Origin of the sequence: Burkholderia sp. AU45251, from assembly GCF_030482905.1 — a bacterium.
Lineage (GTDB): Bacteria > Pseudomonadota > Gammaproteobacteria > Burkholderiales > Burkholderiaceae > Burkholderia > Burkholderia aenigmatica.
This window is the reverse complement of sequence record NZ_JAUJQH010000006.1, coordinates 62,889-78,717: the sequence shown is the minus strand read 5'-3', so window position 1 is coordinate 78,717 and position 15,829 is coordinate 62,889. Positions and strand designations below refer to the sequence as shown.

The following is a 15,829-nucleotide window of genomic DNA, read 5'->3' as shown; positions in this document are numbered from 1 at the left end:
GCGTCAGACGTGACGGCCGGAGAAGAACGTCTCGCGCAGCGCGCGCATCCACAGCGGCTGCGCGTCGGCCAGCGCAAGACGGCGCTGCCGCGCGAAGCCATGCCGCGCGAGATGGTCGGCAACCCGCACGTGGCCGGCCGGAACGGCACAGCCGACCGCTTCGGTACGCGGGTCGTCGAGAAACAGGTAATGCACGACGGACGGCAGCCAGCCGGCCACGCAATGCGGGCCGCGCCAGCGCGATTCGCCGACCAGCATCCGCAGTCCGCGGTCGTAGTCGCGCGCTGCGACGTGCGGCGCGAGCGCGTCTTCCTTCAACCAGTACGCTTCGAAAAACGCGAACGGTTCGCCGTCGAAGCAGCCGACGAGCGGAATCACGTGCGGATCGGTGCCGGGCGCGGTGCCTTGCGCGCCGTCCGTGCCGGATTGCGCGGGTTGCATGGGTTGCGCGCCCGGCCAGCCGTCGCGCACGCGCGGTTCGCCGAACCAGCGCGCGAGTCGCTCGGTGTCCTCGGCGGGCTGCCAGCCGCGCAGCGTGAAACGCACGCCGAGCGCCGGCAGGTCGCGCGCGTAGACCTCGCCGCGCGGCGCGGGCGGCCGGCGCGGATGGCGGCGGCCGTCGGTGAGCATCGGCAACGTCGCGCATGGCAGATGCGGGCCGACGAGCCACAGATCGGCCTGCTGCGCCCAGCCTTCACGCATGCAGCGGCCGCCGTCGGCGAGCACGCCGCTCGCGCGCAGCGCGTCGAGCGCGACCGCCGGCCACGCGGCCGGGTCGAGCCCGATCGCCGCGTGGCGCGCGCTGTCCGAAAACGCCGCCGCCAGCGCGGCCAGCAGCGCGCGCCGCTGGTCGGCCGGCGCCGCGCGATGGTTGTACGCGACGAGGCGCAGCGCGCCGTCGTCGCCGAGTTGGGCGCGCAGCAACTGCGCGCCGATGCCGTCGCCCTGCGCGACGCGGATTTCCGCACCGTCGCGCACGGCGAACAGACCGTCCGCGAACGCGAGGCGGTAGGTATCGAGCATCGTGAATCCGTCCGGACGTACTTCAGCCAGCATGGCGTGCCTCCTGTCCCGTTTCCGTGAGCGCATCGAGTCGCGCGCCGAGCGCCGCGAGCGTCGGCGACGCAAATACGTCGGCAACCGTCAGCGTGTGACCGGCGCGGCTGGCCGCATCGACGAAACGCACGACGTCGAACGAGGTCGCGCCGGCTTCGAACAGGTCGGCGTCGGGTTCGGGCGCGGCCGTCGCGAACGTGTCCGACCACAGCGCCGCGAGCACGGCAGCCGCATGCGTCGTACGTGACGGCGTTGCCGCGCATGAACGGCCTTGCGCCTGTGCGCGACGCGGCGCTTGTGCAACGGCACGCTCGTCGGGCACGCCGAGCGCAGCTTCCGACGCGCCCGCGAAGCGCGCGACTTCGTCGTGATAGAGATCGACGAGTGCATCGACGAAGCCGCGCTCGAGCAGTTCGTCCGCATACGAGAACGCGGCGCTCACGCGACCGTCCGGATGCTCGACGACGTCCAGCTCCAGCGTGAACACGACGCGATGGCGCGCGTCGTCGAATCCGGCCAGCGACAGGCCGGCCCAGTCGCGCGCCGCGGCACCGGCCGGGCGCAGGTAGTTGAACATCACCTGGAACAGCGGATTGGCCTGCGCGGCACGCGGCGCGCGCAGCGCCGCGACGACGTCCGCGAACGGCACGTCGGCGTGCGCGTAGGCCGCGAGCGCCGTGTCGCGCACTTGGGCGAGCAGGTCCGTCCGGCGCGCGGCCGGGTCGATCCGCGTGCGCACGACGACCGAATTGATGAAGAGGCCGAGCGCGTCGCGGGCCGCGTCGCCCGTCAGCTCGCGCGTCGACGCGAGCACGCCGACCGGCTGGTCGGCCACCCCCGTCGCGCGGAACAGTGCGGCGTTGAGCGCCGCGTGCAGCAGCATCGGCAGCGTCGCGTGCGCGGCCGACGCCGCGTCGCGCGCCGCGCGGATCAGCGGGCCGTCGAATTCGAACGCGATGCGTGCCGCGCGCCATTGCGGCACGGCCGGCGCGTCCGCGCGCTGCGGCAGCACGCGCGCCGGCAGATCGGCGAGCGCATCGCGCCAGTAGGTGACGCGGGATGGATGGCACGGCGCGGGTAGCACGAGTGGCACGGCCAGTTGGATGGCCGCTTCGGCCGGCACGGTGGCGCCCTTTATGCGGGCGACATAGCGCGCACGAACCGCATCGAGCCACAGCTCGATCGATTCGCCATCCGACACGATGTGATGAATCGTCACCGACAACACGTGATCGTCTACGCCGAGCCGCAGTACCCGCGCGCGCCACAGCGGCGCATCGGCTGCGAGGTCGAATGGCGTGAGTGCATCCTCGTCGGTCAACGCCGCGGCGCGAGCCAGCACATCGGTTTGCGCCGACAGGTCGATCACCGGCAGTTCGACAGCCACGTCCGCGTCGATCCGCTGGCCCGGCAGCGCGCCGTCACGCGCAACGAGCCGCGCGCGCAGCGCGGGATGCACGGCGGCGACATCCGAGAAGGCGGCACGCAGCGCATCGACGTCGAGCGGGCCGCGCACACGCAGCGCGACCGGAATGTTGTATGCGGCGCTGTCCGGCTGCGCACGCCACAGGAACCACAGGCCGAGCTGCGCCGGCGACAGCGGCCACACGCCGTGTGCGTCCGGTTTGGCTACCGCGACACCTGGCGCCGCAGCACCGGCATGCGCGGCGCGCGGCGCATCGGCCACCTGCAACGCGTACTGCGCGAGCACCGGCGCCTCGAACAGCGCGCGCACCGGCACGTCGCGGCCGAGCCGCTCGGCCACGCGCGTCGCGACGCGCACGGCGGCGAGCGAATGGCCGCCGAGATCGAAGAAGTGATCGCCACGGCCCACGCGCTCGAGATTCAGCACGTCGCACCAGATCGCCGCGAGCGCGGCTTCGTCGCCGTCGTGCGGCGCTTCGTACGCGCGTTCGACACGCACCGGCGCCGGCAGCCGGACGCGGTCGACCTTGCTGTTCGCGTTGCGCGGCAGCGCGTCGAGCACGATCAGTTGCGCCGGCACCATGTAGTCGGGCAGCGTCTGGCGCAGGTGCGCGTCGAGCGTCGCGGCTTCGACCGGCTGCGCGGCTGCCCGTGCGTCGGCGGTCAGTTCGACATACGCGACGAGCTGCGCGAGTGCGCCCTGCCCGTGCACGATCGCGCACGCTTCGCGCACCGCGTCGTGCGCGGCAAGCTGCGCCTCGATCTCGCCGAGTTCGATGCGCAGCCCGCGCAGCTTCACCTGATGATCGACGCGGCCGATGAAGTCGAACACGCCATCCGCGCGACGCCGTACGAGGTCGCCCGTGCGGTACAGCCGCGCGCCCGGCGCGCCGTACGGATCGGGCACGAAGCGCTCGGCCGTCAGCGCCGGGCGGTCGAGATAGCCGCGCGCGACGCCGATCCCCTCGCCGCCCAGGTACAGTTCGCCGATCACGCCCACCGGCAGCGGATGCAGCCGCTCGTCGAGCACATGCGCGGTGCGTGCGCCGACCAGCGTGCCGATCGGCAGGTACGCGGCGTCGCCGAGCTTCGCGAGATCGTCGCCGGGCCGGAACATCCACAGCGTCGGCGTGATGACCGTCTCGGTCGGGCCGTAGCCGTTGACCACGCGCACGTTCGGCAGCGCGCGGCGCAGCATCGCGAACGCCTCGCGCGACGTCGCCTCGCCGCCGACCGTCAGCGAACGCAGCGTCGGCGGCGCACCGTGCGCGAGCGCCCATTCGGCGAGCTGCGCGGCGCAGCCGGGCGGCACGTAGGTCATCGTCACGCCGTCGCGGACCATCATCGCGCAGGTCTGCGCGGGCGGCCACAGCACGTCGGCCGTCACCGACACGGCGGCACCCGACATGTATTGCGAAAACCAGCCTTCGTGCGCGCCGTCGAAGTTGACCGACTGGAACAGCAGGAATACGTCCTGCTCGCCCGCGCCGTAGCGCTCGGCGATCGCCGCGCAATGCAGCGCGAACGACGCATGGTCGACGATCACGCCCTTCGGCTTGCCGGTCGAACCCGACGTGTAGATCGCATAGGCCGCATGGCCCGGCAGCACGTCAGGCAGCACGACGTGCGCGGCTGCGTCGAGTGCATCGACCTCATCGGCGCGCCACACGCGCAGATCCGGCAGCTCGGGCAGCGACGCGGCGCTCGCGCCGTCGGTCAGCACGTGCTCGATGTGCGCGTCGCCGACGATCTGCGCGAGCCGTTCGCGCGGATGCGCGGGATCGAGCGGCACGAACGCGGCGCCCGACTTCAGCACCGCGATCAGCGCGACGAGCAGGTCGACCGAGCGCTGCAGCGCCACGCCGACGCGCATTTCCGGGCGGACGCCGGCCGCCACCAGTTGGCGTGCCAGGCGGGCCGCACGTGCGTCGACTTCGCCGCGCGTCAGCGCGCGATCGATGTCGGCCACGCCGCGCGCGTCGGGTCGTGCTTGCGCATGCGCGGCGATGCGGGCATGCACGGGCACGAACGGTTCAGCGTCGGTCGCGCCTGCGGGTGCGTTCCATGCCAAGAGCTGCGCGCGCTCGTCGGCTGGCAGCCAGTCGAGATCGCCGACCGGCATGTCGGGGCGCGCAAGCGCATCGGCCAGCAGCGTGACGAAACGCGCGGCCAGCCGGGCGATCGCGTCCGCATCGAACAGGTCGAGCGCGTAGATGAATGCGGCGTCGAACGTACCTTCAGGCGTCGCTTCGACGGACAGCGTCAGGTCGAATTTCGCGGACGGCGTGCCCGACGGCAGCAACGCGGCCGACGCCGTGCCGAGCGCAGGCAGCGCGCGGCGCTCGCCATACGCGGCCATCACCTGGAACAGAGGATGGTGGCTTGCGCTGCGGGGCACGCCGAGCGCGTCGACCACCTGCTCGAACGGCACGTCCTGGTGCATCTGCGCGTCGACCAGCGCACGCTGCGTGCGGGCGACCAGCGACGAGAAATCGCCGTGCGCGGGCACGTCGACGTCGATTGCCAGCGTGTTGACGAAGAAGCCGATCAGGCCGGCGACTTCCGCACGTTCGCGGTTCGCGGCCGGCACGCCGACGCAGATGCGCGCGTCGCCGGTCGCGCGCGCCAGCAGCGCATCGAGCGCGGCGAGCAACACCGCGAACGGCGTGGCACCCGATGCGGCCGCGAATGCGCGCAGTTGCGCGCCGATGCGCGCGTCGAGCGAAAACACATGGCGTGCGCCGCGCGCACTGCGGCGGGCGGGTCGTGCGGTCGCGCCCGGCAGCGTCAGCACGCCGCGTTGCGGATCGAGCCGTTCGCGCCAGAACGCGAGCTGGCGGTCGCGTTCGCCGGCGTCGAGCCAGCGGCGCTGCCACAGCGCGTAGTCGGCGTACTGGATCGGCAGCGGCGCAAGCGGCACCGGCCGGTCGGACGCATACGCGCGATAGAACGCCGCGAGTTCCTTGAGCATCACGCCCGACGACCAGCCGTCCGACACGATGTGATGCACGGTCAGCGCGAGCCAGTGATGGGTCGCGTCGAAGCGCACCAAGTGGGCACGGACGAGCGGCGCCGCGCCGAGATCGAACGGCTCGGCTTCATCGGCCGTCGCGACGGCTTCCGCGCGCGCCGTGCGCTGCGCGTCCGGCAGCGCTTCGAGATCGGCGTCGCGCCACGGGCAGCGCAACGGCGCGTGGATCGTTTGCGCGACGCCGTCCTGCGCTTCGTCGAAGGTCGTGCGCAGCGCTTCGTGGCGCGCGATCAGCGCGTCGCACGCAAGGCGCAGCGCATGCGCGTCGAGCGGGCCCGTCAGCGCCAGGCGCTCGGTGATGTGATACGCGTCGGGCGCATCGATCAGCCGCGCATGCAGCCACAGCCGCGTCTGTGCAAACGACGCCGGCACCCGGTCGCTGCGCGGCGTGCGCGGAGGGATCGGCAGCACGCGAAAATCGATGCCGGCCGCGCCGAGCTTGTCGATGAAGACCGCGCGCTGCGCGTCGGGCAGTTGCGAGAAACGCGTCGCGAGCGCGAGCCAGTCGGGTTGAACCTTCGTCATCCGTCGTCCTTATTGGGTTTCCAGTTCGCCGAGCAGCGCGTCGATCGCGCTTGCCGCATCGGTCGCGCCGCATGCCGCACAGGCCGCGTCGATCGCCTCCGCGCAGCGCGCCAGCGTGCGCGTGTCGAACAGCGTGCGCAGCGGCAACGCGAGCCCCCAGTGCAGGTTTGCCTGCGCATGGGCCTGCGTCGCGAGCAGCGAATGGCCGCCGAGCAGGAAGAAGTCGCCGTCGCGGCCGATCGCGTCCATGTGCAGCACGCGTTGCCAGATCTCGGCGAGCGCGCGTTCCGTGTCGGTCGCGAGCGCGACGTCGGCTGCCGTTTCGCGTACCGGTGCGGGTAGCGCATGGCGATCGCACTTGCCGTTTGGCGTGACGGGCAATGCATCGAGTTCGATCAGTTGCGACGGCACCATGTAGGCCGGCAATTGCGCGCGCAGCGCGTCGAGCAGCGCCGCACGGTCGAGCGGGCCCGCGTCGCCGCATGCGACATAGCCGATCAGTTGCTCGTCGCGCACGATCACGACTGCATCGTTCACGCCGGGCGCCGCACGCAGCAGCGCCTCGATTTCGCCCGGTTCGATCCGCTGGCCGCGCAACTTGACCTGCGTGTCGACGCGGCCGAGGTAGTCGAGCGCACCGTCGGCGCGCCGGCGCGCGAGGTCGCCGGTGCGGTACATGCGCGCGCCCGGCACGAACGGATCGGGCACGAAGCGCTCGGCGGTCAGCGCAGGACGGCCGAGATAGCCGCGCGCGAGGCCTGCGCCGGCGAGATACAGTTCGCCGGTCGCGCCGGCCGGCACCGGCTGCCATGCGGCATCGAGCACATGCAGTTGCAGGTTCGCGATCGGATGGCCGATCGGCACCGCGACCGCATTTGCGTCGTCGGGGCCGCAGGTCCAGTGCGACACGTCGATCGCGGCTTCGGTCGGCCCGTACAAGTTCACGAGCGTCGCGTTCGGCAGCAGCCGCGCCATCTTTGCGACGAGTTCGGGCGCGAGTGCCTCGCCGCTCGCGACGATCAGGCGCACGCTGTCGCACTGCGCGGCGGCCGAAAAATCGTCGAGATACGCGGCGAACGCCGCGAGCATCGACGGCACGAAGTGCAGCACCGTCACGCCGTGTGCATGGATCGCCGCGGCCAGACGCGCCGGATCGCGATGGTCGCCAGGCGCGGCAATCGCGAGCTTCGCGCCGATCGCCAGCGGCCACACGAATTCCCACACGGAGACGTCGAAACCGAACGGCGTCTTGTGCAGCACGACGTCGTCGCGCGTCAGCCGGTAGGCGTGCTGCATCCACGCGATCCGGTTCGCGAGCGCGCCGTGCGTGTTGCCGGCGCCCTTCGGCTTGCCGGTCGAGCCGGACGTGTAGATCAGGTACGCAAGTTGGGCATCGTCGATCGTGGCAGGCGCGCTGGCAGCGTCGCTTTCGCTTTCATCGGCGAGCAGATCCGCGACCGTCAGCAGCCGCGTCGTCGCACCGTCGCCGAGCGCAGCTTCGACTGATTCACGCAGATGCGCCTGAGTGATCGCGACGGCCGGCCGCGCGTCGCGCAGCAGGTAGGCGATGCGCTCGGCCGGATAGTCGGGATCGACCGGCAAGTAGGCCGCGCCGGCCCTCAGTACGCCGACCAGCGCCATCACCATGTCGAACGAACGCTCGACACACAGCGCGACCGGCGTGTCGGGCTGCACGCCGCGCCGGCGTAGCGCGGCCGCGATCCGCGACGTGCTGACGTCGAGTTCGCGATAGGTTGCGCGATGCACGCCGCCGTGAATGTCCGCGTATTCGAGCGCGATCGCGTCGGGCGTCGCCCGCGCCGCATCGGTGAATTGAAGGTGCAGCGGCTGCTGTTGCGATGCCGGCCACTCGCGCGCGGTGTCTTGCACCAGCGCCAGCGCATCGCGGGTTGCGTCGTCTGCGATCGACAGCGCGCCGAGCAGCGCGTCCGGCGTGCGGGCCAGCGCATCGAGCGCACACGCGAATGCACGGTGCCAGGTTTCAACCTGCCGCGCGTCGACGCGCGCGGTGTCGTAGCCGTAGTCGATCGTCAGCTCGGCGCCGCTCTCGATCACGAGCGTCAACGCAAAATCGGTCGCTTCGATGCTGCGCACGTCGCTCAACGCGAGCGCGCGCGGATCCGCGTCGCGCGCCGTGTCTTCGACCGGGTAGTTCTCGAACACGACCAGCGTGTCGAACAATGCACCACCCGCACCACGCGCCCAGCGCTGGATGTCGGCAAGCGGCGTGTGCGCGTGCTCGGCGGCGGCCGCGTTGTCGCGTTGCAGCGTTTGCAGCCAGTCGGCCGCACGCTGCTGCTGCGCCGGTGCGGTGATGACCGGCATCGTGTTGATGAAGAGACCGAGCACCGAGTCGACGTCCGCCAGCGCGTCGGGACGTCCCGCGACGGTCGCGCCGAACGCGACGGCCGGCTGGTGCGTCATCCGCTGCAGCGTAAGTGCCCAAGCGCCCTGCACCAGCGTGTTGACGGTCAGCTTCAGTGCCCGCGCGGTCTGTGCGACACGCGTCATCGTGCAGGCGTCGAGCGTCGCGCGCCACGTGACCATCTCGGCATCCGCCCGGTCGGCCGTGCGTTCCGCGATCAGCGTCGGTGTGTCGAGCCGTGCGAGGCGTTCCGTCCAGAAGCGTTCGTCGGCGTCGCGGTCGCGCGTGCCGAGCCATGCGATGAAGTCGCGATAGCGCAGTGCCGGGCGGCTCGCGAACGGCGACACGGCGTCCGGGTCGCGATAGTCGCGCAGCACGTCCGCGAGCAGGCGCGCGGTGCTCCAGCCGTCGAGCAGCACGTGGTGGCGCGTCCAAACGACACGCCATGCGTCGTCGGTCACGCGGATCAGCGTGAGCCGCATCAGCGGCGGTTCGCGCCAGTCGAAACCGCGGGCGCGGTCGGCCGCAAGCCATGCGTCGAAGTCGGCGTCTAGCGTGTCGCCGCGTGTGCGCCAGTCGAACTGTTCGACCGGCATTGGCGCATGGCGATGCACGCACTGCAGCGGCGCGGCTTCGTCCGGCATCACGCTCGTGCGCAGGATGTCGTGGCGCGCGATCGACGCTTCGAATGCGGCGGCGAGACGATCGGCGTCGAGCGCGGTCGCTGTCGCGACGAGCTGGTTCACGTAGCTCGCGTGACCGGGCGCGAACAGCGCGTGGAACAGGATGCCCTGCTGCATCGGCGACAGCGGATACACGTCGTCGATCGTGCGCCAGTCGAGCGGCGCGCGTTCGATCGCGGCCTGCGTGAGACCGGCGGCCTGGGCGAGCGGGAAATCGCCGGGCGTCGCGCCACCGCCGCGATGCGCCACGCGCGACGCACACGCGTCGACGAGTTCGCGCAGCGCCGCCGCGAAGCGTTCGGCGAATGCGTCGATCGTCGCGCGCTCGAATTGCGGTGCGCCGTAGACCCAATGCACTTTCAGCGTGCGTGCGCCGTCGCGATCCGTGTCGAGGTAGGCGTGGATCGCGAGCGTATTGCCGAGCGGTCCCAACGGATCGCGTTCGACGCCGGTGCCGCCGAAGCGCGGCACGAGCATCGCATCGCGCGGCGCGTCGAACTGGCCGAGGTAGTTGAACGTGACGCGCGGGCGCGGCACGGCGGCCAGCGTCGCGCGCGTCGCCGCATCGCCGTAGTGTGCGAGCACGCCGAAGCCGAGCCCCTTGTGTGGCACCGCGCCCAGCGTGTCCTTGACCGCGCAGAGCGTGTCGCGCGCGGTGGCCGCGACCGGCAGCGTCACCGGGTAATGACTCGTCAGCCAGCCGATCGTGCGGCTGGCATCGGCATCGTCGAACAGCGCCTCGCGGCCATGCCCTTCCAGTTCAACCCGGCACGATGCGGCACCGCTTACGCCGGCCAGTGTCAGCGCGAGCGCCGCGCCCAGCAGTTCAATCGTCTGCGTGCGATAGGCGGCATGCGCATCGGTCAACGCCGCGCGGGTCAATGCCGCGTCGATCGTCTGCACGACGACGGCGGCATCGGCGTTCGTCGCCGTTGCGTCGGGATGATCGGGCACGACGTCGTCGCCCAGCGCCATGCCGGCCCAGTACGCGGCTTCGCCCGCAAACGGCGATGCCGGTTCCGTTGCCGCACGCGCGAGTCGCGACGCCCATGCATCCGCGCGCGGGCCCGGCTGCGACAGCCGGATCGGCGCGCGCTCGCATGCGGCGCGGTACGCGGTGTCCAGGTCGTCGAGCAGGATGCGCCACGACACGCCGTCGACGATCGCATGGTGAATCGCGAGACAGAGCTGCGTTGAGCCGTCCGGCAAGCGTGCCGCGCATGCGCAGGCAAGCGGCCCGCGGCCGAGGTCGAGACGGCGCTGCAACGCGTCGAAGCGCGCGAGCGCGTCGGTTTCGTCCCGGGCAGAGACTTCGACGAACGGCAGTGCGTCGTAAGGCTTCGCGGCATCGTTGGCTTGCCACGTGCCGTCCGCGCCGCGCGCAAAGCGCTGGCGGAATGCGTCGTGATGCGTCAGCAGTGCGTCGAATGCCCGTGCGAATGCGTCGGCGTCGAAAGGTCCGTGCACGTCGAATGCAACCGACTGGTTCCAGTGGCCCGGATGCGGGATACCGAGCGCGAAGAAGCGCTGCTGTGCGGGCGTCAGGACCTGCGCCGCCACGGGCGCGCTGGCAACGGCCGCGACCGCAGGCTGCGCGGCAGCCACGTCCTCCGTCTTCGCGATGCGTGCGAGTTCGGCCACCGTCGGGCCATCGAACAGTTGCTTCGGCGTGAAGCGCACCCCGCGCTTGCGCGCACGGGCGATCACCTGCAGCACGAGGATCGAATCGCCACCGAGTTCGAAGAAGTTGTCGTCGCGACCGACTTGCGGCGCCTTCAGCACGGCTTGCCAAACTTCCGCGAGTACCGTTTCGACCGGGCCCTGCGGCGCATTGCCAGTCGCGCTCGCGACCGGCGCGGCCGCCAGTTCACGCAACGCGGCGCGATCGATCTTGCCGTTCGCGGTCACCGGCAGGCGCGCGAGCGCAACGAACTGCGCGGGCACCATGTAGTCGGGCAGCTTCGCGGCAAGCGCTGCGCGCACGGCGGCCTCGTCGAAGTTCGCGCCGTCGCGCATCACGACGAACGTCGCGAGCCGCAGCCGGCCGTCGTGTTCGATCGCAAGTGTTTCTGCCTGCGCAACCGGGCCGGCCGCACGCACAGCCGCACTCACCTCGCCCGGTTCGACGCGGTAGCCGCGAATCTTCACCTGGTCGTCGATGCGTCCGAGGAACGCAAGACGGCCATCCGCGCGCAACCGTACGCGGTCGCCCGTACGATACAGCCGCGCACCGGGCGCGAACGGATCGGGTACGAAGCGCTCGGCGGTCTGCGCCGGGCGACCCAGATAGCCGCGCGCGACGCCCGGCCCGCCCAGATACAACTCGCCCGTCGCGCCGGCCGGCACGCACGCGCCGAACGCATCGAGCACCAGCACACGCGCATTCGGCAGCGGCAGGCCGAGCGGCACGCCGCTCGCGGGATCGCGCGCATCGGCGGCAATCGACGCCGTGTCGCATGCGATCGCGCCGACCGTCGCTTCGGTCGGCCCGTAGTGGTTGATCACGCGGCAGGCGGGCGCAAGCGCGGCCAGTCGCGTGACGAGCGCCCACGTGAGCGTTTCGCCGCCCGTCACGAGCGCGTGGCGCGGCAGCACGTCGGCCGGCACACGTGCATCGAGCAGCGCCTGCAGGTGGCTCGGCACGATCTTCAGCACGCCGACGTCGCGGCGGCGCATTTCCTCGGCGAACAGGTCCGGATCGAACGCGCACGCGGCCGGCAGCAGGTGCAGCGTGCGGCCCGCGCACAGCGCGCCGAACAACGTCGTGTGGCCGAGATCGGCCGCGACGGTCGATACCATCGCGAACGACGCGTCCGGTGCGAACGCGAGTTCGTCGAGCATCCCCTGCACGTAGTCGGCTAGCGCGCCGTGCGACACGACGACGCCCTTCGGCGTACCGGTCGAGCCCGACGTATAGATCAGGTACGCGCCCTGTTCCGGATGCGGTGCGATACGCACGCCGGCTGCGTGCGCGAGCGTCGCGTCCTGCGCGAGCGTGTCCACGTCGAGCGGCCGTGCATCGATGTCGGCCGGCCAGGCGGCCGACTCCGCGACGAGCGTCCAGCGCGCGCCGCAGTCGGCGGCTGCCGCGGCGAGTCGCGCGGCCGGCTGTGCCGGGTCAAGCAATACGGCGAGCGCACCGGCCTTCAGCGCACCGAGCAGGCCGACGACGAACCGTGCCGAGCGTTCGATACAGACGATGACGGCCGCTTCGGCAGCCACGCCGCGCTGGGTCAGCGCGCGTGCGATGCGGTTCGATGCGTCGTCGAGTTCGGCGAACGTCAGCGATGCCGACGCATCGGCGAGCGCGACGCGATGCGGATACGCGGCCGCCTGTCGCGCGAATGCGGCGACGATGTCCGCATGTTCGACGCGCAGCGCACGGCCGTCGCGCGGCTGGCGCGAAGCGGCCGACGCGTCGCACGGCAGTACAGCCGTCGTTTGGTGCGGGTCGCGCGCGGCCGCACCGACGAGCGCCGCATAGCTGTCGAGCCATGCGCGCGCGGTGTCCGCATCGATGCAGTCGGTCGCATAGGCCGCGACCAGTGCGATGCCGTTCGCATCGTCGGTGAAATCCACTGCGAAGTCGAAGCGCGCAGCGAGATCGGGGCCCGGTGTTGCAACGGCCGTCGCACCCGGCAGCACGCTGTCGTGCCGTGCGTCGAACTGCTGCGCGAATTTCACGCGCAGCCATTCGTCGCCGCGCTTGACCGGCGGTTTCACCGCATCGACGACGCGCTCGAACGGCACGTCCTGGTGCGCGACCGCGTCGAGCGCCGCCGCGCGCGCCGCATCGACGAGCGTGCGGAACGGTAGCGTCGGCGCCACGCGCACGCGCAACGCGACGGTATTCAGGAACAGCCCGAGCAGCGCACGGGTTTCGGGGCGCTGACGATGCGCGACCGGCACCGCAACGACGATATCCGTCGCGCCGGTCAGGCGCGACAGCCATGCGTCGAGCGCGGCCAGCAGCACCGTGAAGGTGGTTGCCTGTGCGTCGCGCGCAAGTTGCCGCACGTCGGCCGCGACCGCGTCGGGCAGCCGCACCGACACGCGCGCCCCCTGCAGCGTGCGTACCGCCCCCGGCTGGCGATCGACCGGCAGCGCGAGCGGGCCCGGCACGTCGCGCAATGCGCCGCGCCAGTAGTCGAGCTGACGTTCGCCCTCTCCGCCGGCCAGCATGTCGCGTTGCCAGTCCGCATAGTCGGCGTACTGGATCGGCAGATCGGGCAACGACGGTTCGCGGCCTTCGGCATACGCGCGATAGGCAGCCGACAATTCGTCGAACGCACAGCGCGAGCTCCAGCCGTCGGTAATCGCGTGATGCGCGGTCAGCAGCAGGCGGTGACAGTCGTCGGCGAGTGCGACCAGCGTCGCGCGCAGCAGCGGGCCGCGCGCGAGGTCGAACGGTTCGGCCGCATCGCGCTCGGCGAGACGCGCGGCCCGCGCGTCACGTGCGGCGGGCGGCTGGTCGCGCAGGTCGATGTCGGCGATCGACACCGGCAGATGCGCATGAATCCGCTGCATCACGACGCCGTCGTCGTTGTCGACGAGCGTCGTGCGCCACGCTTCGTGCCGCCCGATCACGTGATCGAGTGCGCGCTGCAGCGCGTCGCGGTCGAGCACGCCGTCGATCGTCCAGTGCGCGGCGATGTGATACGCGGCGCTCGCGTCGCGCGTTTGCGCGAGCACCCAGAAACGTTGTTGCGCGAGCGACGCGGCGCGGTCGACATACGGTGCGCCCGATACGGCCGCTTCTGCCGGCAAACGGCGAGCGGTAATAGCGGCTAGCGGCTCGCCGGTTTCTCGTTCCGAACGGTCGACCGCTTCAGCCAGTTCGAAGAGCATCGGATCGGCGAACAGCGTATCGAGCCGCAGGTTCACGCGCGATGCGGCACGGATCGCCGCCTGCAACTGCATCGCGGCGAGCGAATCGGCGCCCAGCGCGAAGAAGCGGTCATCGCGCGACGGCGTGACATCGAGGCCAAGCAGCGTCTGCCAGAGGCCGGCGAGTTGCCGTTCGGTCGGCGTGCGCGGTGCGTCGCCGTTGCCTTGCGCGGTCTCGCGCGCGGCAGCAATCTTCTCGCGCAGTGCGGCCCGGTCGATCTTGCCGTTCAGCGTATACGGCAGCGCATCGCACCGCACGAACCGGTGCGGCTGCCATGCGGCCGGCAGTTGCGAGGCCACGTGTGCTTTCAGCGCCGCATCGTCGGCTGCCGCGCGCAGTGCGACGCACGCGATCAGCCGCGTCGGCCCGTTGCCGGTTTCGGCGACCACGGCAGCGTCGGCCACGGCCGGATGCGAACGCAGGCACGCGGCGATTTCAGCGGGCTCCACGCGCACGCCGCGCACCTGGACCTGATCGTCGAGGCGGCCGAGATAGTCGAATGCGCCGTCGTCGCGCAGCCGTGCGAGGTCGCCCGTGCGGTACACGCGCGCACCGGGTTCGCCATCGGCATCGGGAATGAAACGTTCGGCCGTCAGCGCCGGACGGCCGTGATAGCCGCGTGCGACGCAGACGCCGCCCAGCAGCAGTTCGCCCACGCCGTCGGCCTCGCCGCCGTCGACGCGCGCGACGCGCGGGCCGATCACGCGGCCGATCGGCAACGACGCATACGCATCGTCGGCGGCCAGCGCGGGCGTCTCGCCCGGCTCGACCGGCCACAGCATCGGCGAGATCACGGCCTCGGTCGGCCCGTAGCCGTTGATCAGGCGTACCGACGGGAACGTGCTGCGCACGAATTCGAACGCCTGCTGCGGCAACGCTTCGCCACCGAATGCGAGCACGCGCAACGCCGGCGGCACGCCATCGCGCGCGGCCACCGCCGCGAATTCACGCAGGTATGCAGGCGGGAACGCGGCCACGTTGACCGCTTCATTCACCATCAGCGCATGTGCGGCATCCGGCGCGAACGGCTGCGGCGGCGCCACGACGATGCTGGCACCGGTCGCGAGCGGCGCGAGCCAGCATTCATGCGCGGCGTCGAAATTGACCGACGCGAAATGCAGCAGGCGATCGCCGGCCTCGATCGGCAGCGCGGCCGCGAGCGCGTCGCAGTGCGCGGCCAGCGGCCCGTGTTCGACGACGACCGCCTTTGGCGTGCCGGTCGAACCCGACGTATAGATCATGTACGCGGCCGAACGCGGGTGGACGGACGCTTCTTCGCCATCGGCGGCGATCTCGTGCCCGTCCGACGCGTCGAATGCCGCGTCAAACGCATGTTCGAACAGCTGGCCGAGCGCCGCACGGCCGGCCGCGTCGACGATCCCGTGCCGCAATTGCGCATCCTGGACGATCCAGTCGAGGCGCGCGGCCGGATGACGCGGATCGAGCGGCACGAACACACCGCCCGCCTTCAGCACGGCCAGCAGCGCGACGAACAGCTCGCACGAACGCTCGACGCACACGCCCACCCGCACTTCCGCGCCGACGCCGGCCGCGCGCAGCTGCCGGGCCAGCCGCGACGCCCGCGCATCGAGCGCGCCGCGCGACAGGCGCAAGCCATACTGGAAAGGGATCGCGATCGCAGGTGCGTCGGGCGCGATGCGCGCCAGTTCGCGGATTCGGTGATGCAGCGCAGTCGGGAAACTCGTCATGTGCGTGAAGTCCTTCGGTCCGGCCGCTTCGGCCAAGTCTCGAGGCCGCTTGGGGCGGCTTCACTGATGTGACGAACGGCGCGGCCGATTTTTTACCGTTTTGTATCCAAAGCACGTGCGAACGCT

General features: G+C 71.3%; 3 protein-coding genes. All 3 read right to left on the bottom strand.

All coding sequences use genetic code 11. The features are described from left to right. Positions 1 to 3 precede the first annotated feature (3 nt). Genes QZM67_RS15165 through QZM67_RS15155 form a run of 3 tightly spaced genes read right to left on the bottom strand, consistent with a single transcriptional unit; the run spans position 4 to position 15,703 of the window. Positions 4 to 1,056 (bottom strand): GNAT family N-acetyltransferase, encoded by a 1,053-nt coding sequence (locus tag QZM67_RS15165; RefSeq protein WP_301804377.1) that lies wholly within the window; start codon positions 1,054 to 1,056, stop codon positions 4 to 6. Next, positions 1,046 to 6,037 carry a non-ribosomal peptide synthetase gene (locus QZM67_RS15160; RefSeq protein ID WP_301804374.1) on the bottom strand — a complete coding sequence of 1,664 codons (4,992 nt, stop codon included), beginning with the start codon at positions 6,035 to 6,037 and terminating at the stop codon, positions 1,046 to 1,048. Before QZM67_RS15160 ends, QZM67_RS15165 begins: the two co-directional genes overlap by 11 nt. A gap of 9 nt (positions 6,038 to 6,046) precedes the next feature. Then, positions 6,047 to 15,703, bottom strand: a complete 9,657-nt coding sequence (locus QZM67_RS15155; protein WP_301804371.1) for a non-ribosomal peptide synthetase — start codon at positions 15,701 to 15,703, stop codon at positions 6,047 to 6,049. Positions 15,704 to 15,829: the final 126 nt, after the last annotated feature.